23 protein-coding genes are annotated in these 20,655 nt (G+C 61.0%); 12 read left to right on the top strand and 11 right to left on the bottom strand.

Annotated features, from left to right (window positions below):
* Nucleotides 1-208: 208 nt before the first annotated feature.
* Entirely contained in the window at nt 209-601 is a 393-nt protein-coding gene (gene rpsI, locus AC0T4W_RS17225) for a 30S ribosomal protein S9 (RefSeq protein ID WP_476321038.1), read from the bottom strand.
* Between the two features lie 14 nt (nt 602-615).
* The gene (rplM, locus tag AC0T4W_RS17230) at nt 616-1,044 is read right to left on the bottom strand and encodes a 50S ribosomal protein L13 (RefSeq protein ID WP_476321040.1); all 429 of its coding nucleotides are present in this window, start codon (nt 1,042-1,044) and stop codon (nt 616-618) included.
* A gap of 250 nt (nt 1,045-1,294) precedes the next feature.
* On the opposite strand from rplM, the gene AC0T4W_RS17235 reads away from it, so the two are divergent.
* Nucleotides 1,295-2,332 carry an NADP(H)-dependent aldo-keto reductase gene (locus AC0T4W_RS17235; protein WP_476321042.1) on the top strand — a complete coding sequence of 346 codons (1,038 nt, stop codon included), beginning with the start codon at nt 1,295-1,297 and terminating at the stop codon, nt 2,330-2,332.
* A gap of 126 nt (nt 2,333-2,458) precedes the next feature.
* On the opposite strand, the gene AC0T4W_RS17240 is transcribed toward AC0T4W_RS17235, so the two are convergent.
* Nucleotides 2,459-3,595: an acyl-CoA dehydrogenase family protein gene (locus AC0T4W_RS17240; RefSeq protein ID WP_476321044.1), complete on the bottom strand. Its 1,137-nt coding sequence runs from the start codon at nt 3,593-3,595 to the stop codon at nt 2,459-2,461.
* 240 nt (nt 3,596-3,835) lie between these two features.
* On the opposite strand from AC0T4W_RS17240, the gene AC0T4W_RS17245 reads away from it, so the two are divergent.
* A complete protein-coding gene (locus tag AC0T4W_RS17245) occupies nt 3,836-4,741 on the top strand; it encodes a GlxA family transcriptional regulator (RefSeq protein WP_476323753.1) in 906 nt (301 codons plus the stop codon).
* A gap of 119 nt (nt 4,742-4,860) precedes the next feature.
* Nucleotides 4,861-5,826, top strand: a complete 966-nt coding sequence (locus AC0T4W_RS17250) for a hypothetical protein (RefSeq protein ID WP_476321046.1) — start codon at nt 4,861-4,863, stop codon at nt 5,824-5,826.
* Between the two features lie 61 nt (nt 5,827-5,887).
* Here the strand turns inward: AC0T4W_RS17250 and AC0T4W_RS17255 are convergent, their stop codons facing one another.
* From AC0T4W_RS17255 to AC0T4W_RS17265, 3 genes are all read right to left on the bottom strand, one after another.
* On the bottom strand, nt 5,888-6,064 hold the full coding sequence (locus AC0T4W_RS17255) for a DUF6435 family protein (RefSeq protein WP_476321048.1): 177 nt from the start codon (nt 6,062-6,064) through the stop codon (nt 5,888-5,890).
* Nucleotides 6,065-6,167: 103 nt separating this feature from the next.
* Nucleotides 6,168-6,794 (bottom strand): 3'-5' exonuclease, encoded by a 627-nt coding sequence (locus AC0T4W_RS17260; RefSeq protein ID WP_476321050.1) that lies wholly within the window; start codon nt 6,792-6,794, stop codon nt 6,168-6,170.
* Nucleotides 6,795-6,797: 3 nt separating this feature from the next.
* Nucleotides 6,798-7,277 carry an NYN domain-containing protein gene (locus AC0T4W_RS17265; protein WP_476321052.1) on the bottom strand — a complete coding sequence of 160 codons (480 nt, stop codon included), beginning with the start codon at nt 7,275-7,277 and terminating at the stop codon, nt 6,798-6,800.
* A gap of 90 nt (nt 7,278-7,367) precedes the next feature.
* On the opposite strand from AC0T4W_RS17265, the gene AC0T4W_RS17270 reads away from it, so the two are divergent.
* The 3 genes from AC0T4W_RS17270 (at nt 7,368) to AC0T4W_RS17280 (ending at nt 9,024) form a co-directional block, all read left to right on the top strand.
* The gene (locus AC0T4W_RS17270) at nt 7,368-7,961 is read left to right on the top strand and encodes a cysteine hydrolase family protein (protein ID WP_476321054.1); all 594 of its coding nucleotides are present in this window, start codon (nt 7,368-7,370) and stop codon (nt 7,959-7,961) included.
* 91 nt (nt 7,962-8,052) lie between these two features.
* Complete coding sequence (locus tag AC0T4W_RS17275; protein WP_476321056.1) at nt 8,053-8,559, top strand: YciC family protein; 507 nt, start codon at nt 8,053-8,055, stop codon at nt 8,557-8,559.
* A 30-nt stretch (nt 8,560-8,589) separates the two neighbouring features.
* Nucleotides 8,590-9,024 (top strand): VOC family protein, encoded by a 435-nt coding sequence (locus AC0T4W_RS17280; RefSeq protein ID WP_476321057.1) that lies wholly within the window; start codon nt 8,590-8,592, stop codon nt 9,022-9,024.
* 7 nt (nt 9,025-9,031) lie between these two features.
* Here AC0T4W_RS17280 and AC0T4W_RS17285 read toward each other — a convergent pair whose 3' ends face one another.
* The 3 genes from AC0T4W_RS17285 to hrpB all read right to left on the bottom strand — a co-directional run bounded on the left by AC0T4W_RS17285 (nt 9,032) and on the right by hrpB (nt 13,345).
* Entirely contained in the window at nt 9,032-9,775 is a 744-nt protein-coding gene (locus AC0T4W_RS17285; protein WP_476321059.1) for a substrate-binding periplasmic protein, read from the bottom strand.
* On the bottom strand, nt 9,775-10,620 hold the full coding sequence (locus AC0T4W_RS17290; protein ID WP_160013216.1) for an SDR family oxidoreductase: 846 nt from the start codon (nt 10,618-10,620) through the stop codon (nt 9,775-9,777). The genes AC0T4W_RS17285 and AC0T4W_RS17290 overlap by 1 nt, the downstream gene beginning before the upstream one ends.
* A 190-nt stretch (nt 10,621-10,810) precedes the next feature.
* Nucleotides 10,811-13,345: an ATP-dependent helicase HrpB gene (gene hrpB, locus AC0T4W_RS17295; RefSeq protein ID WP_476321062.1), complete on the bottom strand. Its 2,535-nt coding sequence runs from the start codon at nt 13,343-13,345 to the stop codon at nt 10,811-10,813.
* Between the two features lie 178 nt (nt 13,346-13,523).
* On the opposite strand from hrpB, the gene AC0T4W_RS17300 reads away from it, so the two are divergent.
* From AC0T4W_RS17300 to AC0T4W_RS17320, 5 genes are all read left to right on the top strand, one after another.
* The gene (locus AC0T4W_RS17300) at nt 13,524-13,943 is read left to right on the top strand and encodes a polyribonucleotide nucleotidyltransferase (RefSeq protein WP_476321064.1); all 420 of its coding nucleotides are present in this window, start codon (nt 13,524-13,526) and stop codon (nt 13,941-13,943) included.
* A gap of 317 nt (nt 13,944-14,260) precedes the next feature.
* Nucleotides 14,261-15,130 (top strand): cation diffusion facilitator family transporter, encoded by an 870-nt coding sequence (locus tag AC0T4W_RS17305; protein WP_476323756.1) that lies wholly within the window; start codon nt 14,261-14,263, stop codon nt 15,128-15,130.
* A gap of 449 nt (nt 15,131-15,579) precedes the next feature.
* On the top strand, nt 15,580-16,059 hold the full coding sequence (locus AC0T4W_RS17310) for an Lrp/AsnC family transcriptional regulator (protein ID WP_476321066.1): 480 nt from the start codon (nt 15,580-15,582) through the stop codon (nt 16,057-16,059).
* 127 nt (nt 16,060-16,186) lie between these two features.
* The gene (locus AC0T4W_RS17315; protein WP_304866600.1) at nt 16,187-16,405 is read left to right on the top strand and encodes a DUF2788 domain-containing protein; all 219 of its coding nucleotides are present in this window, start codon (nt 16,187-16,189) and stop codon (nt 16,403-16,405) included.
* 85 nt (nt 16,406-16,490) lie between these two features.
* Complete coding sequence (locus AC0T4W_RS17320) at nt 16,491-16,883, top strand: globin (RefSeq protein WP_476321068.1); 393 nt, start codon at nt 16,491-16,493, stop codon at nt 16,881-16,883.
* On the opposite strand, the gene AC0T4W_RS17325 is transcribed toward AC0T4W_RS17320, so the two are convergent.
* On the bottom strand, nt 16,884-17,453 hold the full coding sequence (locus AC0T4W_RS17325; RefSeq protein ID WP_476323759.1) for a pseudouridine synthase: 570 nt from the start codon (nt 17,451-17,453) through the stop codon (nt 16,884-16,886).
* A 204-nt stretch (nt 17,454-17,657) separates the two neighbouring features.
* Between AC0T4W_RS17325 and ahr the strand changes: the two genes are divergently transcribed.
* Nucleotides 17,658-18,692 carry an NADPH-dependent aldehyde reductase Ahr gene (ahr, locus tag AC0T4W_RS17330; protein ID WP_476321070.1) on the top strand — a complete coding sequence of 345 codons (1,035 nt, stop codon included), beginning with the start codon at nt 17,658-17,660 and terminating at the stop codon, nt 18,690-18,692.
* Between the two features lie 347 nt (nt 18,693-19,039).
* Here the strand turns inward: ahr and amn are convergent, their stop codons facing one another.
* The gene (gene amn / locus AC0T4W_RS17335) at nt 19,040-20,512 is read right to left on the bottom strand and encodes an AMP nucleosidase (RefSeq protein WP_476321072.1); all 1,473 of its coding nucleotides are present in this window, start codon (nt 20,510-20,512) and stop codon (nt 19,040-19,042) included.
* Nucleotides 20,513-20,655: the final 143 nt, after the last annotated feature.

The raw sequence follows: 20,655 nt of genomic DNA on the forward strand, positions 1-20,655 counted from the left end.
TCGGTAAGTTTCAGATCGCACAAAAAGTTGCCGAATGGTAAAGAAAAGCCCCTTTACTGACAAGGTAATTACCCAGCCTTAACGGACGCAACGCCTTGCGGATCAGGGCATTCAACGCTGCGGCATGATGCCGCAGACTAAATCATCACCCATAAAAAACGCCCAGCTCCGAAAGGAACTGGGCGTTTTTTGGAACGCAGATAGCGAATTAACGCTTGGAGTACTGCGGACGCTTACGCGCTTTACGCAGACCAACCTTCTTACGCTCAACTTCACGGGCGTCGCGAGTCACGAAGCCAGCTTTACGCAGTGCAGGACGCAGCGCTTCGTCGTAGTCCATCAGGGCGCGGGTGATGCCGTGGCGGATTGCGCCAGCCTGGCCACTTACGCCGCCACCGACAACGGTAACGAAGATATCGAACTTCTCGGTCATCTCAACCAGCTCCAGCGGCTGACGAACTACCATGCGGGCAGTTTCGCGACCGAAGAAACCGTCAAGAGTGCGGTTGTTGATGGAGATTTTGCCAGTACCCGCACGCAGGAAAACGCGAGCGGTTGAAGTCTTGCGACGGCCAGTGCCGTAATTTTGAGTCGCCGACATAATGAACTATTCCGTTAAAACTTCAGTTCTTGGGGCTGCTGAGCAGTGTGAGGGTGAGCAGCGCCCGCATACACTTTCAGCTTACGATACATGTCGCGACCCAGCGGGTTCTTCGGCAGCATGCCTTTAACCGCGGTCTCGATCACGCGCTCAGGGGCTTTAGCGATCAGCTTTTCAAAATTGATCGACTTGATGCCGCCCGGGAAACCGGAGTGGGAGTAGTACATCTTGTCAGTGGTCTTGGCACCGGTAACGCGAATCTGCTCAGCGTTGATGATGACGATGTAGTCGCCGGTATCAACGTGCGGAGTGTATTCAGGCTTGTGCTTGCCACGCAGACGGCTTGCAACTTCGGTAGCCAGACGACCCAGGGTCTGACCTGCAGCGTCGACGAAAAACCAGTCGCGCTTAACTGTTTCCGGTTTAGCAGTAAAAGTTTTCATTCTTTATAGCCTCAGGGGCCGCCCTGATAAATAAGACGGCGGATCTTACTGAATAGTGCGTACTTTGACAAGTCAAAGGCAGCCGAAAACAGGCGCTATCGGGGGCTCGGGTCAGCGCGTCCGTAATACGGCAAGATTCTTCGGCAGGCGGCGCATCACTTCCACTGCAGAAAGAGGTGCGCAATTATGCAGATTGCGCGGAGAATTTCAACACGATTATGCCAACCCGCTTTTTTTCAAGGAGCTAGCAATGGATTACCGTCAACTCGGCCGCACCGACATCAAGGTCAGCAGCCTGTGCCTGGGCACCATGACCTGGGGCGAACAGAACAGCGCCGACGAGGGTTTCGCTCAGATCGAACGAGCCAAGGCTTACGGGGTAAATTTCATCGATACCGCCGAGATGTACCCGGTACCGCCACGCGCCGAGACCTACAGCAAGACCGAACAGATCATCGGTGACTACTTCAAGCAACGCGGTGATCGCGCTGACTGGGTGCTGGCCAGCAAGATCGCCGGCCCTGGCAACGGCATCAACTACATCCGCGACGGCCAGCTCAAACACAACCGCGCGCATATCGTTGCAGCGTTGGATGCAAGCCTCAAACGCCTGCAGACCGACTGGATCGACCTGTACCAGCTGCACTGGCCGGAGCGCCCGACCAACTTCTTCGGCCAGCTCGGCTATTGCCATCAGGACAGCGAATTCACCGCAATCGAGGAAACCCTCGAAGCATTGGACGAGCAGGTCAAGGCCGGCAAGATTCGCCATATCGGTTTGTCCAACGAAACACCCTGGGGCACCATGAAGTTCCTGCAGCTGGCCGAACAACGCGGCTGGCCACGCAGCGTGTCGATCCAAAACCCCTACAACCTGCTTAACCGCAGCTTCGAAGTGGGCCTGGCGGAAATCGCTATTCGCGAACAATGCGGCCTGCTGGCCTACTCGCCCCTGGCGTTTGGCATGCTCAGTGGTAAATACGCGAATGGCGCACGCCCTGAGGGCGCGCGGATCAGCCTGTTTAGCCGCTTTTCTCGCTACACCAACCCAGAGTCGGCAGCCGCCTGCGCAGGCTATGTTGCCTTGGCACGCGAGCACGGCCTGGACCCGGCGCAGATGGCCCTGGCATTCGTCACCGCGCAACCCTTCGTGACCAGCAATATCATCGGTGCGACCAGCCTGGAGCAACTGGACAGCAACCTGGCCAGCAGCGAATTAAAACTGTCCAATGAAGTACTGGCTGGCATCGAGGCGATTCACAAAACCCAGCCGAATCCGGCGCCCTGAACGGAAAACCCCGGCACCAATAGATGCCGGGAGCCCGTAGGAGCGGGCCATGCCCGCGATACCTTTTGCCAGCATGCCCTATCGCGGCCATGGGCCGCTCCTACATCATCCGGTCATGCGTTCAACTCACAACGAGCGGGCGATGATCTCTTTCATGATCTCGTTGGTGCCGGCATAGATGCGCTGCACCCGCGCATCGGCCCAGGCGCGCGCCACCGGGTATTCCCACATATAGCCGTAACCGCCGTGCAGCTGTACGCACTCATCCAGCACCTTGCACTGCAGGTCGGTGCCCCAGTACTTGAGCATGGCGGCGGTCGGCACATCCAGCTTGCCCTGCAGGTGTAGCTCCAGGCAGCGGTCGACAAACACCCGACCGATCTGAATTTCCGTTGCCATTTCCGCCAGTTTGAAGCGGGTGTTTTGGAAGTCAGCAATCGCCTTGCCGAACGCCTTGCGCTCGCGGGTGTAGTCCAGCGTCCATTGCAGCGCCGCCTCGGCAGAGGACAAGGCGCCGACACCGACGGTCAGGCGCTCCTGAGGCAGCTCTTGCATCAGGTAGGCGAAGCCCATGCCGGCCTGGCCCAGCAGGTTTTCCTTGGGTACGCGTACATCCTGGAAGAACAGTTCGGAGGTGTCCTGAGCCTTCATGCCGACTTTTTCCAGGCGCTTGCCCTTGGAGAAGCCCGGCGTATTGGCCTCGACCAAAAATAGGCTGGTGCCCTTGGCCCCGGCTTTCGGATCGGTCTTGGCCACCACGATCACCAAGTCAGCGAGAAAACCGTTGGTGATAAAGGTCTTCGAGCCGTTGATCACATACTCATCGCCATCCAGCACGGCGGTGGTTTTTACACCCTGCAGGTCGGAACCAGCACCGGGCTCGGTCATGGCGATGGCGGTGACCATCTCGCCAGACACAAGCTTGGGCAGGTAATGCTGTTTCTGCGCCTCGCTGCCGTAATGCAGGATGTAAGGCGCGACGATATCCGAGTGCAGCGAGAAGCCGATACCAGTCAGACCCAAGCGCCCCACTTCCTCGATTACCACAGTGCTGTAGAGGAAGTCCGCCGCCATGCCGCCGTACTCTTCCGGGATATGCGAGCAGAGCATCCCCGCCTCCCCCGCCTTGTTCCACAGCGCGCGGTCGATATGACCATCCTTCTCCCACTGGTGATGAAAAGGCACGGCTTCCTGCTCAAAGAACTTGCGCACGCTGTCGCGAAACTGTTCGTGTTCGGAGCTGAAAATCGTTCTGGGGATCATGGCAACACCTGCTTGATAGGGCTGTTTTAAAGTGCTCTCGACTTTAGCCAAGCAAACGCTTGGTCACACTGGACACAAGCGCCAAAAAATAAGACGATCCAGCCAGCTCATGACCACTTAGCCTTAATAAGAACAATATCTATGCCTATTCAATCACCAGCCCCGCTGCACCGCGTCAGCATTCTCGCCACCGAAGGCGTGTTCGCCTCGACCCTGATGCAAGCCAAGGACTTCTTCCACATGGCCAGCCTGCGCTACGGCAAACAGCAGGGCCGCGGATTGACTCCGACCTTCGAAATCCACCTGGTCAGCCCTGACGGCCAACCGGTGCGCAGCTTCAGCGATGTGCTGATCCCGGTCGATGGCGCCCTGGAAGATGCCGACGTGATCATCCTGCCGGCCTTCTGGGATGACTTCGACGCCCTGTGCCAGCGCCACCCGCAGGTGCTCAACTGGCTGAAACAGCGCCATGCCGCCGGTAGCGCAATTTGCGGCGAAGCAACCGGGGTGTTCTGGATGGCTCAGGCCGGCCTGCTTGACGGTAAAGAAGCGACCACCTACTGGCGCTTTTTCAACGAGTTCGCCGAGCGCTTCCCCAAGGTATTGCTCAACCAGGACAAGCACCTGTCGGATGCCGACAACCTGTACTGCGCCGGCGGCGTGACCTCGGCCTGCGACCTGTATATCTACCTGATCGAGCGCTTCTGCGGCGCCAGCGTAGCCCAGGGTGTGGCCCGCGACATCCTCTATGAGGTGCAACGCAACTACGCCCCCGGCCGCATTGGTTTTGGCGGGCAGAAGCTGCACCACGACATGACAATCCTACAGATCCAGCAATGGCTGGAAGACCACTTCGCCGACAAGTTCCGCTTCGAGGATGTCGCCCGCGAGCACGGCATGAGCATCCGCAACTTTATGCGCCGCTTCCAGACCGCCACCGGCGACAAACCGCTGCACTACCTGCAGCGCCTGCGCATCGAAACCGCCAAAGGCCTGCTTAGCGCCACCCGCAAAAGCATCAAGACCATAAGCTATGAAGTGGGTTACGACGATGCCAGCTTCTTTGCCCGGCTGTTCCGTCAGCACACGGAACTGTCACCCAACCAGTACCGCCGGCAGTTCCAGCACAAAGACAGCCATGCTTAAGATCGGCACAGACGCGCACCCGGCGCACTGAAAAACAGCGCAACTCATCCTTGGATAGGTGGGACGCGGACGGCAGCGCTCTATGATCGATGCATACCTACAACAATCAGGTCATCGCCATGCGCCGCACACTTATTGCCTTACTTGCCGCCTGCAGCTTCAGTGCTGTCGCCGCCGACAACTGGAAGCCCTTCCCCTACGACCAGAGCGCCTACGATTATTCGGGCGACAAACTGCGCCAGGCCTGGCCACAACTGACGCGCGGCTTTGGCGCCGACTACCCCTTCCCCGACGCCGACTGGGTAGTGACCATGGCCACCAGCCATCCCCAGGCGCTGGAAAAAACCGTACTGGCCAACACCGGTTTTACCGGTAAACCGGAAGAAGCCGAACTCTACGCAGCAAAACTGCAGGACGTCTGGCGCTTGATGTTTCGTGGTGACTTCGCCGAAGCGAAGCAACAGGGCCTGGCCCTGGGTGTTGGCGGACAAATCCCGGCCATGTTCGCCCAAGTGGTCTACGCCATGTTCCTGGTGCCCGACCAGGCCGAAAAACACAAGCTCCTGGAGGAGGTGATCACCTACACCGACCAAGCCGGCGAGCTGATACAGGCCGACACCGTGGCACAGTTCGGCCGCGTGTACGCCAAAGCACGTCTCGGCGAAGAGCTGTCAGTGCCGGTGGTACTCAAGCGCGGCTACACCTCGCAGATACCCGACGAACTCAAGGCGCTGCTGGCCAAACACCCTCAGCAACCCTTCGCCTTGGCTCTATATGGCGGCTATGAAGCGGGGGTGATCCGCAAGGTTGGCAAGATGGTCGGGCGCATGACTTACGGCGTCAGCGCCGACAATATGGAGAAGTATTTCAGCCGTAGCTTCCAGGCCCAGGATAACCTTCCCATCGGCCACTACGAATACGCCAACGCCCTGACTTACGTGTACGGCGACGACGAACAGGCCAAGGCCCTGCAACACCTGAAACGCGCCGTGGCGATCAAGCCGATCAACGCCATGGAAGCTCTGGAAGTGGCCCACGCACAGAAGATGCTCGCCCAGCACCAGCAGAAGCTAGCGCAGAACTGAGCACACCTGAACCGCAAGAAGGCTGCCTAATGGCAGCCTTCTTCATTCTTGCATTGGCAAATTAAGGCTTGGTCCGTTCCAGGGGCTCCAGCTGCGCCCACAACGCCTGCGCTTCTTCCGTCAGCATGGAGTAGCTGCGGATATCGCCGTTGCGTTGCGCCTGCATGGCCTCCTCCAACTTGGCGCTATATTGCTTGCGTAGTTTCTTGGCGGGATCATTTTTAAACAAACCGAACATGCTGTGTGCCTCTGTCGACAAAGCCCCGGATAGGTGCACGACCAGCTTAATTCAGCCACGCGCAAGACTCGGCGCGCAGATGTAACAAGCTGATAAAAACCCTTCAACCAAACACGTGATCGCGAATCTTCTGCAACGTCAGCGACATCTTCGCCGCCGGCACCCGCTGCAGGTTGCACAGCAGCTCGTGGGAAATATCGGCAATGCCGTGCCGTTCACGCAGCAGCGCCGCCATAAAGCAGGTCAGGTTGGCTGCCATCTCCGCATCGGCGAGTGCACGGTGCGCCTTACCGGTGTCAGGCAGGCCGATCCACTGGTTGAGATTGCCCAGCTTATGGCTGGGCGCCATCGGCAGCAGGCGGCGTGACAACAGCAGCGAGCAGGCGAAAGGCTGCATGCGGCGACGGCGGATCAGCGCCAGCTCGGCATCCCAGAACTTCTGATCGAAACTGGCGTTATGCGCCAGCAGCGGGCGCTCGCCGACAAACTCCGCCACTTCCTGCATCACCTGCGCGGCAGGCGGCGCAGTGCGCAGCATGGCGTTGCTGATGCCAGTGAGCTGCTCGATAAACGGCGGCACCCAGGCGCCGCTGTTCATCAGGCTCTGGTAGCGCGCGACAATCTGCCCACCCTCGACGATCACCACACCGATTTCGGTGGCACGCGCCTGCTGAGCCGGCGACATGCCGGTGGTTTCAAAGTCGAGTACGGCGATGGAATCAGCAAGCATCAATCAGCTTCTCAGCAACAGTGCACCATCAATCGGCACATAGCGGCTGGCCGCACGCACCAGCGATTGTGCGGTCAACCCCGGCACGCCATAGGCGATGGCCTCAACGCCATAGCTGCCGCGAATCTTGTCCAACAGCAGATCGAAATCGCCGTCACCAGAAGCCAGTACAACCTCATCAACCCGTGGCGCGGCGTCCATGATGTCGATGGTGATGCCAACATCCCAATCGCCCTTGGCCGAACCATCGCTGCGCTGGATAAACGGCTTGAGCTTCACGGTAAAACCGAGGTTGCGCAGGATCTGCTGAAACTGCTGCTGCTTCTGATCACCACGATCAATGGCATAGGCGTAGGCTTCGACAATCTGCCCATGCTGGCTGATATCGGCCCACAGCGCGGCATAGTTGAAATGACAACCATAGGCCTGACGCACGGTGTAATAGAGGTTCTGTACATCGGCGAATACGGCGATCTTCTTCACCGGTAATCCTCATCAAGCGGCTGACGGGCAGAAAGCCCTCAGGTTAAAGTCAGCGCGCAGTATGCCAGCCCACAACCAAGGACGGTCAAAATGCATCCAAGCCACGCCAATACGCCAGAGACCCCAGCCCTGCTGATTATCGATATGCAGCAAGGCATCCAGCGCGTCAGCACGCCGCGTAACAACCCTGGCGCCGAAGCCTGCATCGCTCAACTGCTGGAACACTGGCGCAATGCGGGCCTGCCGCTGGTGCATGTCCGCCATATTTCACGCCAGGCCGAGTCGGTGTTTGCCCCAGGGCAAAGCGGCGCGTTATTCCAACCCGCATTGGCGCCACGGGCTAACGAGCAGGTGTTCGAGAAGAACGTAACCGACGCCTTTACCCACAGCGGCCTAGAACGCTGGCTGCATGCCCGCGCTATTCGCCGCGTGGTCATCGTCGGGGTGGCCAGTGAGAACTCGGTCGAAGCCACGGCACGCAGCGCCAGCAACCTGGGCTTTGTCACCCAAGTGGTGGCGGATGCCTGCTACACCTTCGACAAGACTGACTATTACGGGCACCTGCGCAGCGCCGATGAGGTACACGCCATGGCCATGGCTAACTTGCGCGATGAATATGCCGAGGTGCTTACCTGCTTGGATCTGCTTGGTGCGTTATTGGGAGCGGCAACCAGGATCAGCTAGAGTGCGAGCCTGAATTCGAGTACGACCTACCCCATGAATATGTTTTCCGCGCTACGCGACGCCTGGTATTTCTTCAGCCACCCTCTGGCGTTTGCTCGCCGGCTTGCTGTTCTACCCGCTGTACAGCGCCGCGCTGATTCTGTTTCTTGATGCGCGCAGCCAGAGCATGCAGCCGCGCGCCCGTGATTTGCTGGCCGCCAGTCTGCGCCTGTGGCCAAATTTTGCTTTATTGGCGGGTATCAATACGCTGGCGGTTCTACTCGGCGCATCGTTGTTTGTGCTGCCGGGCATCTGGCTGATGGTCAAACTGGCATTTGCCGAATACCTGCTGGTGTTGCGCGGCCTGAGCCCAATGCAGGCGCTGCACGATAGCTTCCAGCTGAGCAACGGTTACTTCTGGCCCATGCTCGGCTGCATCCTGATTGTCATGCTGCCGCTGTGGTTGCTCGACGGCTGGAGTCACGCCAACGAGACCCTGGCCGACAACGCCCTGGCCAGCCTGCTGCTGGACTGCGCAAGTCGCTTTTTACAACTATTCTCGAGCGTCGTGTTGTTTCGTTTATTTATGCTGCGCAGTGCCCAGCCCGAAGTCGAGTGACCGCCAGCGACACCCAAGGAGGACAGGCCCATGGCTGACGCCAACCCCAGCATCCTTTCGCATATTTCCATCGGCACTAATCAGTTCGACAAGGCCACGGCCTTCTATGATCAGGTACTCGCCCCCCTGGGCTGCAAACGCATACTCGCCCACCCTGGCGCAGTTGCTTATGGCCGCGAATACCCGGAGTTCTGGGTGCAAACGCCGATCAATGGCCAACCGGCGAGTATCGGCAACGGCAGCCACTTCGGTTTTGTCGCACCGAACAAAGCAGCAGTGCATGACTTCTACCAGGCTGCCCTGGAAGCCGGCGCCAGCGACGAAGGTGCACCCGGCCCGCGTGCAGAATATGGCGAGCCCTACTACGGCTGCTTTGTCCGCGACCTCGACGGACACAAGATCGAGGCGGCGTTTTGGGATCTGGAAATGGTCTACGAAGTGTATATCGAGCCGCACGAGCACTGATTGAAGCTCAGGGCGTGGACTGATAGCGCCGCGCCGCCTTGTCGATCCAGCCTTCGGCCTGCATCTGCGCCAAGGCTTCGCTCACCTGCTGATACTCCGCTTGCAAGCCACGCTGACGGGAGAAGCCGATATACAAATCGGTACGCGCCTCGGGCTGAAACGCCGCCTTGGCGATACGGCCATTCCAGCGTGCGCCGCGCAATTCATAATCGACCTGGCAATCGGTGCCGATCACCACTTGCAAGCGACCGCGCACCAGCATTTCCAGCAACTGGTTTTCCGTGTTGACTGCGGTTTTGCGCAGCTGCTGATCCGAATCAAAAGGCTCGAAATACGCCGACTCCAGTACATGGCCAATGGCCAAACCGGCCAGCTGACTATATCTCTGCAGCGCTTTAGCCTGGGCCGGTGCGGCATAAAAGCGCGGCGCACAGGCGTAGTAGGGCTGCTGCAAATAGTGAATATAGCCTTCCCGTTCGGAGGTTTTCGCCAGCCCGGTCATCAAGTCGGCCTTGCCGTGCTGCAGCGCTGCCAGACCGCGCGCCCAGGGTGCGCGCTGCACCTCAAAGCGCAGCCCGGTGCGCTGGCTAAGCTGATCAAGCAAATCGATATCCAGCCCGCTCAGGGCGCCATCGCCCTCCTGCATACGAAAAGGCGGCCAGATATCCGTCATCACCAGCAACGTAGGCGATTCCTCGGCCTGCAGCGGCGCGCCGAGTAGTAGCAGAAGAGCGAGCCATGCGCGACGCATCAGGAACGTCCTGCACGCTGCGGCTTCAAGCCGGATAAGCGCGGCAACAGCACCCGCTCGAACAGCCGAGGGAAGAACCGCGCCAGTACCCGCGCGCGCCAGTCGACGTTGGACAGCACCAGCAGTCGACGCCGTTTCAAAGCGCCATGATAGATCGCCTCGGCGACATCCTGCGGCGAGGCCACCTTGCCCATTGCCAACGGCGGTTGCGCGGCCACCGAACCATCGCCGACCAGGGCATTCTTGCGCAAATCGGTGGCGGTAAAGCCGGGGCACACCAGCATCACATTGACCCCGGAGCCTTTCAGCTCATAACGCAGGGTTTCAAACAGACCATGCAGGGCATGCTTGCTGGAGTTGTAGGCGCTGCGATAAAGCAACGGGGCGAAGCCCGACAGCGAGCTGAGCACGATAATCTGCCCACTGCGGGCGATCAGGCTGGGCAGCGCGGCCTTGGTGCAATGCAGCGCACCAAAATAGTTGACCGCCATGATCCGCTGAAACACTGCCAGCTCGGTGTCGGCAAAACTACTGCGGTGGGTAATCCCAGCGTTGTTGACCAACACGTCGATGCCACCAAAACGCTCGACAGTCAGCGCCATCGCCCGCTCCACCGCAGTCGCATCGGCCACATCGCAGAGCACACCAAGGGCCTCGGCGTTGTGGTGGTCGGCCAGGTGCTGCACCAGGCTGTCGAGCGCCTGCTGCTGCAGATCGAAAATCACCAACCGCGCCCCCGCCTGCGCCAAGCGCATGGCCAGCGCCCGACCGATGCCAGCGCAGCCGCCCGTAATGACTACAACCTTACGGTCGAATACCTTGTTGGCGAACACCTTGCGGTACATAACCTCTCTCCGACCCAGTTACTGCAAAAGCCGTTACTACAACCTGTTATAGCTGCCATCGCAACAGGCCGCTGCCTACGCAGGCTTGCAATCACAGAAGTACAAGCTAACGGCCTTATTCACTGGGAACTGCAGCCCACTAAAAACATAACCTTTACCACCGCCACCACTGATCGCCAGCGTAAGCGACCTACTTACGCGGCTTGGCCCGCGCGGTGGGCTCGGCGATCAAGGGGTCATCGGGCCAGTAATGCTTCGGGTACCTGCCTTTTAAATCCTTCTTCACTTCGGTATAGGTGCTGCGCCAGAAGTTGGCCAGGTCCTGAGTCACCTGCACCGGCCGCCGCGCTGGCGACAGCAGGTGTAGCTTGACCACCTGACGCCCCCCGGCAATGCGCGGCGTATCGGCCAGGCCGAACAGCTCCTGCAGACGCACCGCCAACACCGGCGGCTGTTCGCTGTAATCCAGACTGATACGCGAACCGGACGGCACCTGCAGGCTGCGCGGCGCCAGCTCATCCAGGCGCTGCGGTAGCGGCCAGGGCAGTAGGTTCTGCAGCAGGCTGGACAAATCCAGGTTGGCGAAATGGCTAAGCCGGGTGACGTTATCCAGATAGGGTTGCAGCCAGTTTTCCAGCGTCGCCAGCAAAGCCGCATCACTGACATCCGGCCATTCGCTGGTGTCCTTGCTGGCCAGATCCAGCGTGCGCAGCAATGCCACCCGCGCTTGCCACTGGCGCAGCTCTGGGGTCCAGGGCAGCAGCGCCAGGCCCTTGCGCCGCACCAGGCCGAGCATGGCGCGGCTGCGTTGTTGCGCATCGAGCCCTGTCAGCGCCTCACGCGACAGCACCAGCTCACCGACTTTGCGCTGGCGTTCTGCACGCAGGGCGCCTTCGCGCTCATCCCAATCCAGCACGTCCAGGTTGCTGACCTGTTCGGCCAGCACGCCCTCGAACAACTGCGGCTCCAACTCGGCGGCCAGGTAGATACGCTCTTCACGCTGGCCCTGCCGGCTGCCCAGGTCAGCCACCACCAGCCAGCTGTGCTTCATCAGGCCATCGACCTCGGCAAACAGCGCCGCCCGGCCGTTGGCCAGGCGATATTCCGCACCACCGGCGCGGCGCTGCTGGGCGATACGATCCGGGTAGGCAAAGGCCAGCAACGCGCCCAGCCAGCGCGGATGTTCGGGATCGCTCACCGCCTGCAGGCTGGGCCTGCGCTTGAGATAACCCTGAAACTGCCGAGCCAACTGGCGAGCACGTTGCACACCGCCCTGGGCACCACGGACAGCCCGCGACTCGCCGGCCAGCAAAGCCAGGCGACTATGCAGATCGGCACCCGCGCCACGCAGAATGTCGCGCTCGCCGAGCAATGCCGCCAGATCGCAGGCCAACGGCCCCAGCCCCAATTCCTGACCGCGCAGCAGTAGATGAGCGATACGTGGATGGGTCGGCAGTTCAGCCATGGCCTGACCGTGAGCGGTCAACTTGCCCTGAGCATCCACCGCGCCCAGTCGCGCCAGCAGCTCCAACGCCTGGGCATAAGCGGCTGCAGGCGGCGGGTCAAGCCACACCAGTTCGGCAGGCTGGACACCCCAGCGCACCAGCTGCAGGGCCAGGCCGGCGAGGTCGGCCTGGAGCATTTCCGCCGTGCCGTAGGCCGCCAACTGTTCATGCTGCGCCTGTGACCACAACCGATAACAAACGCCCGGCTGCAAGCGCCCGGCCCGGCCGCTGCGCTGGGTGGCGGAAGCGCGGGAGATACGCTGGGTATCCAGGCGGGTCATGCCGCTGTTCGGGTCAAAACGCGGCACCCGCGCCAGGCCGGCATCGATCACCACGCGCACGCCGTCGATGGTCAGGCTGGTTTCGGCGATATTGGTCGCCAGCACCACCTTGCGCAGGCCCGGCGGTGCGGCTTCGATGGCGGCGCGCTGGGCGCTGAGGTCCAGCTCGCCATGCAGCGGGCAGAGCAGCACATCGCGCCGCCCGGCCAGGGACTCGGCCAGCTGTTCATTGACCCGGCGAATTTCCGCCTGCCCCGGCAGAAACACCAGCAGGCTGCCTGGCTCATCGGCCAGTGCCTGCAACACGCACTGCAGCACCTTCGGCTCAAGCCACTCGCCCATTTGCCAGGGCGCGCCCCAGCGAATATCCACCGGGAACATCCGCCCTTCGCTGCGCAGCACCGGTGCATCACCGAGCAGCCCCGCCAGCCGCTCGCCTTCAAGCGTCGCCGACATCAGCAGCACCTTCAGCGGCGGCTCGCCGGAGTCCGCACCGCGAAACATCGCGCGCCCATTCAGGCACAGCGCCAGCGCCAGATCAGCATCCAAACTGCGCTCGTGGTACTCATCGAAAACAACCAGGCCGACGCCCTCCAGCGCCGGATCATCCTGCAGTCGACGCGCCAGGATGCCTTCAGTGACCACTTCAATACGGGTACGCGGGCCGATCTTGCTATCCAGACGAATGCGATAACCGACGGTTTCCCCCACCGCCTCACCCAGCTCACTGGCCAGTCGCTCGGCCGCCGCCCGCGCAGCAAGCCGCCGTGGCTCAAGCATGATAATGGTCTGCCCCGCCAGCCAAGGCTGGCTCAGCAGCGCCAGCGGCACACGGGTGGTCTTGCCGGCACCGGGCGGCGCTTCCAGCACCGCCTCATCACGCAGGGCAAGGGCCTGACACAGCTCAGGCAGCAACACATCGATTGGCAGGGAATTCATGCGGGCTCCATTCAAGGCGCAGGATTATACCGGCGAACCTGCGGGGCATTGCCGCTGTCTCAATTGCAGGCTTTGCTGCGTACGAAATGCAGCGCCAGCGCCTGATGCAGCGGCATTGCAATACTGGCATTGGTCTGGCGTTGCTATAGTTGCGCCACTTTTCCCATGGAGATATTCAATGCGCACCCAAACCCGCGTTATCGGTGGCCTTATCGTCGCCGCTCTGCTCACCCAACTGACCGCCTGCGGCACGCTGTTCTTCCCGGATCGCCGCGGCCAGATCGAAGGCCGCATCGACCCCATGGTGGCCGGGCTTAACGCCATTGGCATCCTCTTCTATGTGATTCCTGGGCTGATCGCCTTTGGCATCGACTTCGCCACCGGCGCGATCTACCTGCCCGGCGGCTTGACCTCACAGGTTGACCCGCAAGACCTGCAGAATGTGGTGGATGCTGACGGCAAGATCGACCCGATCAAGCTCAAAGCGCTGATCGAAGTGCAAACCGGCCACAGCCTGCCACTGGATGACCCACGCTTGATCCAGCACAGCGGCAGCGCAGAGCAACTGGCGGCCTACGGCCTGCGCCCAGCAGCTTAAGCTCGGCACCAGCAAGCCCGGACTAAAAGCCCGTTTTGCGACGTAATGCTGTTCACTTTGGGTCGCATGCTCTTTGCTCCCCTCTCCCATTTATGGGAGAGGGGCTGGGGGTGAGGGCTGAAAACACCGCCAAACTGAAGACCTGCCCCTCTCCCTAACCCTCTCCCCGGAGGGGCGAGGGGATGACCGAGTTCACCCGATGCTTATGTGAACATCATTACGCTTCACAACGGGCTTTTGTTATTTAGCGCTAACCTTGGCAGAACTCGCCCCATTCTGGATAACCCGTGAACATACAGCCGCAACACGCCCGCCTGATGCGCCTAGCGACCTTCGCCGCACTGGCAGCTGCACTTACGCTGGCGCTGGCCAAAGCCATAGCCTGGTGGCTCAGCGGCTCGGTCAGCTTGTTGGCGGGGCTGACTGACTCACTGCTCGATGGCGCTGCCTCGCTGCTTAACCTGATCGCCGTGCACTATGCCCTGCGTCCAGCCGATGAGGATCACCGCTACGGCCACGGCAAGGCCGAGGCTCTAGCCGGCCTGGGTCAGGCGCTGTTTATCGGCGCCAGCGCCGTGCTGGTGGGTAGTCACGCCATCGACCGTCTGCTCAACCCGGAACCCATTGGCGCGCCGGCCCTGGGCATCGCGGTAATGCTGCTGTCGCTGGCGGTGACCATTGCCCTGCTGCTGTTCCAGAGTCATGTGGTCAAGCTGACCGGCTCCACGGCGATTCGCGCCGACTCGCTGCACTACCGTTCGGACCTGTTGCTCAACAGCAGCATCCTCCTGGCATTGCTGCTGGCCAGTTATGGCTGGCCGCAACTGGACGCCATCTTCGGCATCGGCATTGCGCTGTATATCTTCTGGAGCGCCATCAGCATCGTCCGTGAAGCGGCCACCGTGTTGATGGACCAGGAACTCGACCCGCAGATCAGCGCGCAGATGCACAGCCTGGCCTGCGCCGTGCCCGGTGTGCTGGGCGTGCATGACTTGCGCTCGCGCCTCTCCGGCACCCACTGGTTCGTCCAGCTGCATGTGGAGTTGCCAAGTGAGCTGAGCCTGTTGCATGCGCACGGCCTGTGCGAGCAGGTTGAAGCGGCGATCCGCAGCGAATTCCCCCGTGCCGAGGTACTGGTGCATGCCGACCCGAGCAGCGTGGTAAAGCACGCGCGCCCTAACGGGTAGGTTGGGTTGAGGAGCAGCGCGACGAAGCCCAACGAGGCCTGTCATAAGAGGCCTGCCATGAGCTGTTGGGCTTCGCTACGCTCAACGCCAACCTACGAGCTGGCGCCTGACATCAGGCAATGGCACACCGACACAAAAAAGGGGAAGGCCTGCAGGCCTTCCCCTTTTTTGCGTGTCCGTCATTGTGGCGATGGTAACGCCTTTTCTTCGCCTGCCTGGTTGGGCAGTGCGGACCCGGGTGCCGTGACGATCCGGTGGGATCGGCGGCGACCGCTCACCTGATTGGGCGAGGCGGCTGGACGTGTCGTCCGGGCCTTGAAGTTGAGGTAAAGCTTACGCCCGCCGGCGCAGTGAAAGATTGCGAATATTGCTGATTAACCCACCACTTGCGCAATTAATAACCACAAGCGCATCATCCTGCACAATCAAATAACGAAAGCAGGGTAAAGATGAACAAACTTGATCGTTACGATCTGAATATCCTCGCCGAATTGCAGCGCGACGCCACCCTGTCCAACCAGGAGCTGGCCGAGCGCATCGGCCTGTCGCCCTCTCCCTGCTCACGGCGGGTCAAACAACTGGAGGATGACGGCTATATCCTCGGCCAGGTCGCCCTGCTCGACCGCAAGCAGCTTGGGCTAACGCTGACCGCCTATGTGCTGATCGGCATGGACAAGCACACCCCGGAACGCTTCGAGCATTTTCAGGAAGAAATTCGCAAATGCCCGCAGGTGCTCGAATGCTGTTTGGTCACCGGGATGGACGCCGACTATCAGCTCAAGGTGGTGGTGCCCGACATGGACCACTACCAGAAGCTGCTGCTAGGCACCCTGACCCGTATCGAGGGGGTTTCCAGCGTGCGTTCCAGCTTTGTGTTGCAACAGATCCTCTCCAGCACCCAGCTGCCGTTGCAGCACCTGCGCGGCTGATCGCCGCACCTTGGCTGTGGTCGGCTGGCAGAGCGGCCATAGCTGCGTATAATCGCGCCCTCTGTGACGGTTAACGCTATTGCGCGGCCACCGTACACCGATTGTCGCGCAGGTTTACGAGGCCCGAATGGAAACTGAACAGTTCGAATCGCTGATGATGTACGCACTGGTCGGCGGGCTGATGGTGTTTATGTTCTTCATCATCTGGGACCTGGCGAAAACCTCCAAAGCCGGTCGCCTGGGTACGGCGATCCTGTTTCTCGGCCTGGGTCTGTGCCTGTTCGCTTTTCTGGCCAAGCCAATCATCACCTACATCATCGAAGCGAGTCGCGGCATCCACGGTTAGAAAGCTGCCCCGCGCCGACTACTGCATGCCCAGGCGTATCCAACCGCGCTAGAATGCGGTTTTGCGCCGTTCCCCAGGAGTATTCATGTCCACCGCCGACCGGGTGATGCAGAGCTATGGCCGCTGCTGCGCCAACCCAGACTTTTTCGACAGCTTTTACCGGCACTTCCTCGCCAGCTCACCCGAGGTGCGCGAGAAGTTCGCCAATACCGAAATGAACGGGCAAAAGCTGCTGCTGCGCCAGGGCATTCTCAATCTGGTGATGCATGCGCGCGGCATGCCCGACACCAAGTTACGCGCATTGGGTTGCACACACTCCCGCGCAGCCATGGATATTCGCCCAGAGCTGTATGTGCTGTGGCAGCAAGCGCTGCTGCAGACCATCAGCGAGCATGATCAGCAGTACTGCAGCGAAACCCGCAGCGCCTGGAATGAAGTGTTGGATAAAGGCATCGCCGTTATCAAAGCCGGTTATTGATCAATCCAGCCGGGGCGGCACTTCGCGCCACTGCCCCGGCTGCAAGCCGTCCAGGCTAAATGGCCCGATGCGCACGCGCACCAGGCGTAAGGTCGGTAGACCGACAGCCGCCGTCATACGCCGCACCTGACGGTTGCGCCCCTCTCGAATCACCAGCTCCAGCCAGGCCGTCGGGATGCTTTTACGAAAGCGCACCGGCGGATTGCGCGCCCACAATTCGGGCTCTTCCAGTAGCCGCGCTTCGGCCGGCAGGGTCGGGCCGTCATTCAATTGCACGCCGTCACACAGCTGTTGCAGCTGGGCTTCACTCGGCTCGCCCTCCACCTGCACCCAATAGGTTTTCGCCAGCTTGTGCTTGGGGTCGGCGATGCGCGCCTGCAGGCTGCCGTCGTTGGTCAGCAGCAGCAGGCCTTCGCTGTCGCGATCCAGACGCCCAGCCGGGTAGACGCCGGGCACATCGATAAAATCCTTGAGGGTGGCACGGCCTTGCTCATCGTTGAACTGGGTCAGTACATCAAACGGCTTGTTCAGCAGCAGCAAACGCGGCTCGGCGGGTGGCGCCTTGGCCACGCGGCGCACGGCAGCTTTGCCGGTGTGCGGGCGAGAGGAGGCAGGGCGAGGTGGGCGCGACATAGGTGATCCAGCAGCAGATTACAAAGCGGTCAGTGTAACCGAGGCCAAGGTTGAGCTATCAGGCTGAGTGATCCGCGCAGCCTTCGCAGGCCTGGCGGGCTATGCTGGCTGGATTGTGTTCCCCGCCTTGAGGCCATTGTTATGAGTTCGTCCGAATCCATCGTTGACACCTTTACCGGCTGGGCCGCCAAAGCCCCTGGCGCGCCCCTCGAACCGCACAGTTATGACCCCGGCCCGCTGGGCAGCGAGGAGGTGGAAGTGGCGGTGGAGTATTGCGGCATCTGCCACTCCGACCAGTCGATGATCGACAACGAATGGGGCAACGCACGCTACCCCTTTATCCCTGGCCATGAAGTGGTCGGCACCGTGGTGCGCCTCGGCTCGCAGGCGCGCGGCCTCAAGCTCGGCCAGCGCGTCGGCATCGGCTGGTATAAGGGCAGCTGCATGCATTGCAGCTCGTGCATGGAAGGCTCGCACCAACTCTGCGGCACGATAAAACCGACGATTGTCGGCAGCAACGGCGGTTTCGCCGACCGCCTGCGCAGCCACTGGGCCTGGGCCGTGCCACTGCCGGACGGCCTCGATCCGGCGCTGGTCGGCCCGCTGTTCTGCGCCGGCTCCACGGTGTTTAGCCCGCTGCTGGATTTCGACGTAAAACCGACTGACAAGGTCGGCGTAGTCGGCATCGGCGGTCTCGGCCATCTGGCGCTGGGCTTTCTCAATGCCTGGGGCTGCGAAGTCACGGCATTTACTTCATCGCTGAGCAAACAGGAAGAAGCCAAACGCCTGGGCGCACACAAAGTGGTGGCATCTACCGACAGCGCGGCGCTTAAAGCGATTGCCGGCAGCCTGGACTTCCTCCTGGTCACCGCCAGCGCAGACCTGGACTGGAACGCCATGATCGGCACCCTGCGCGGCAAAGGCCGGCTGCACTTTGTCGGCATCGTGCCCAGCGCGATTCCGGTGCATGTATTCAACCTAATCCCCAAGCAGAAGAGTATGTCCGGCTCTCCGGTCGGTTCACCGGCGAATATGGCGAAAATGCTGGAATTCTGCGCCCGCCATCAGATCCTGCCGCAGGTCGAGCACTTCCCCATGAGCCAGGTCAACGAGGCCATCGACCACCTGCGCGCCGGCAAAGCGCGCTACCGGGTGGTGCTGGATGCGAGCAAATAAGCTGAGCTGAAATTGAAAAGCCCGAGGCGCAAACCTCGGGCTTTTTTGGCCATGTACCAATCATGTGTTGAGTCGCCCCGAACAGCTATACGGCGCATGAAATGAGGTCATACGTAGGGTGGGTTAGGCGCGAACCAGGATCAGAAAAACCCCATCAACTCTCAATGCGCCGTAACCCACCATTGCGGTCTACTGACAAACCGCAATGGTGGGTTACGCGGCGCTCCAGTTACTTGGAGCACACTATAAACCTGCTCCAGCGCCGCTAACCCACCCTACAAAAGCTGCCTCTGCTTCGCGATATTGTGTTGAGCTTCGTGTGCTCAGCCTGCGCGGCCCGACCCAACCTACCGGAACGGCGGTTCATCAAAGCTGCGCAGCTTGCGCGAGTGCAGCGAATTGAGCTGGTTGCGCAGCAGATCCAGCGCGGTGATGCCGATATGCAGGTGCTGGGTGACCGCGCGCTCGTAGAAGGCACCGGCCGCGCCGGGCAGTTTGATCTCGCTATGCAGCGGCTTGTCCGAGACGCACAGCAGCGTGCCGTAGGGCACCCGCAGGCGATAGCCTTGGGCGGCGATGGTGCCGCTTTCCATATCCACCGCCACCGCGCGAGACAGGTTAATCAGCGGCCTTTCCTGGGCCCAGCGCAGCTCCCAGTTGCGGTCATCGTAGGTCAGCACGGTGCCGGTGCGCAGACGCTTTTTCAGCTCGTCGCCCTGCTCGCCGGTGACCTTCCTGGCCGCCTCCTGCAAGGCCTGCTGCACTTCGGCCAGGGCCGGCAGCGGAATATGCGGCGGCAGCACGCGGTCGAGAATGCCGTCGCGGCGCATATAGGCGTGGGCCAGCACGTAGTCGCCGATGGTCTGCGACTGACGCAGGCCGCCGCAGTGGCCGATCATCAGCCAGCAATGTGGACGCAGCACCGCCAGGTGGTCGGTGATGTTTTTCGCGTTGGAGGGGCCGACGCCAATATTGACCAGGGTGATGCCGTCGCCGTCGGCAGCTTGCAGGTGGTAGGCCGGCATCTGGTAACGGTGCCAGATGACGGTCTCGATAATCGCCTGCATCTCGCCTTCGGCCATGCCCCGACTGATCACCACGTTGCCCGGCAACACCATACGTTCGAAGCGCGACTCGCCCACCAGCATGTCCAGGCCATGACGGATAAATTGGTCGACGTAGCGGTGGTAGTTGGTCAGCAGAATCCATGGCTGCACATGCCGCCAATCGCTGCCGGTGTAATGCACCAGACGGCGTAGGGAGAAATCCACCCTTGCCGCGTCGAACAGTGCCAGCGGCAGCGGGTCGGTATTTTCCCAGTCGTACAGGCCATCGGCCGTGCCGTCGGTGGCAGCCGACAGGTCGGTGCTGGGGAACACCCGCGCCAGCTCGGCGGCGGTCACTCCGGAGCCGGCCAGCTCATCGCCCTGCTCGACCACGTAGGGATAAGGAATGTTCTGCTGGCTGATGCCCACTTCCACGCGCACGGTGAAGTCGTTCATCAGCGGGCGCAGCTGCTCCAGCAGGTATTTGCGGAACGCCGCCGGGTGCGTAACGGTGACGCTGTAAGTGCCCGGCACCTGCACCTTGGCATAGGCGCGCACGGTGGTCGGTACTTCGCCCTGGCACAGATAGGTCAGGCGCAGCTCCGGGTAGCGGAAACGCGACTGCTCCTCTGCATCCGGCTTAATACGTTCTTTAAGATAACGCTTGAGCGCCTGGCTCAAGCCCGTGGTCGCCTGCAGGTGCAAGGCGGCCAGATGATCCACCGCTTCTTCAGCGGTGCTGGCGACAATAAAGTCATCGAAACAAGGGTTCACAAGGCACCTTCCTGGCTGATCTCAATGGCTCTATCTTGCCCTGATCCGCCGCGCTTGGCATAGCGCGACGTTGCCGGCCCAGGCTACCGGGGATGCGTCGCAGTTGCGCCAGGCCCTCGGCCCCGTCACGCTGGCACTCACGC

The sequence above is a fragment of the Pseudomonas sp. C7.1 genome (assembly GCF_056312395.1).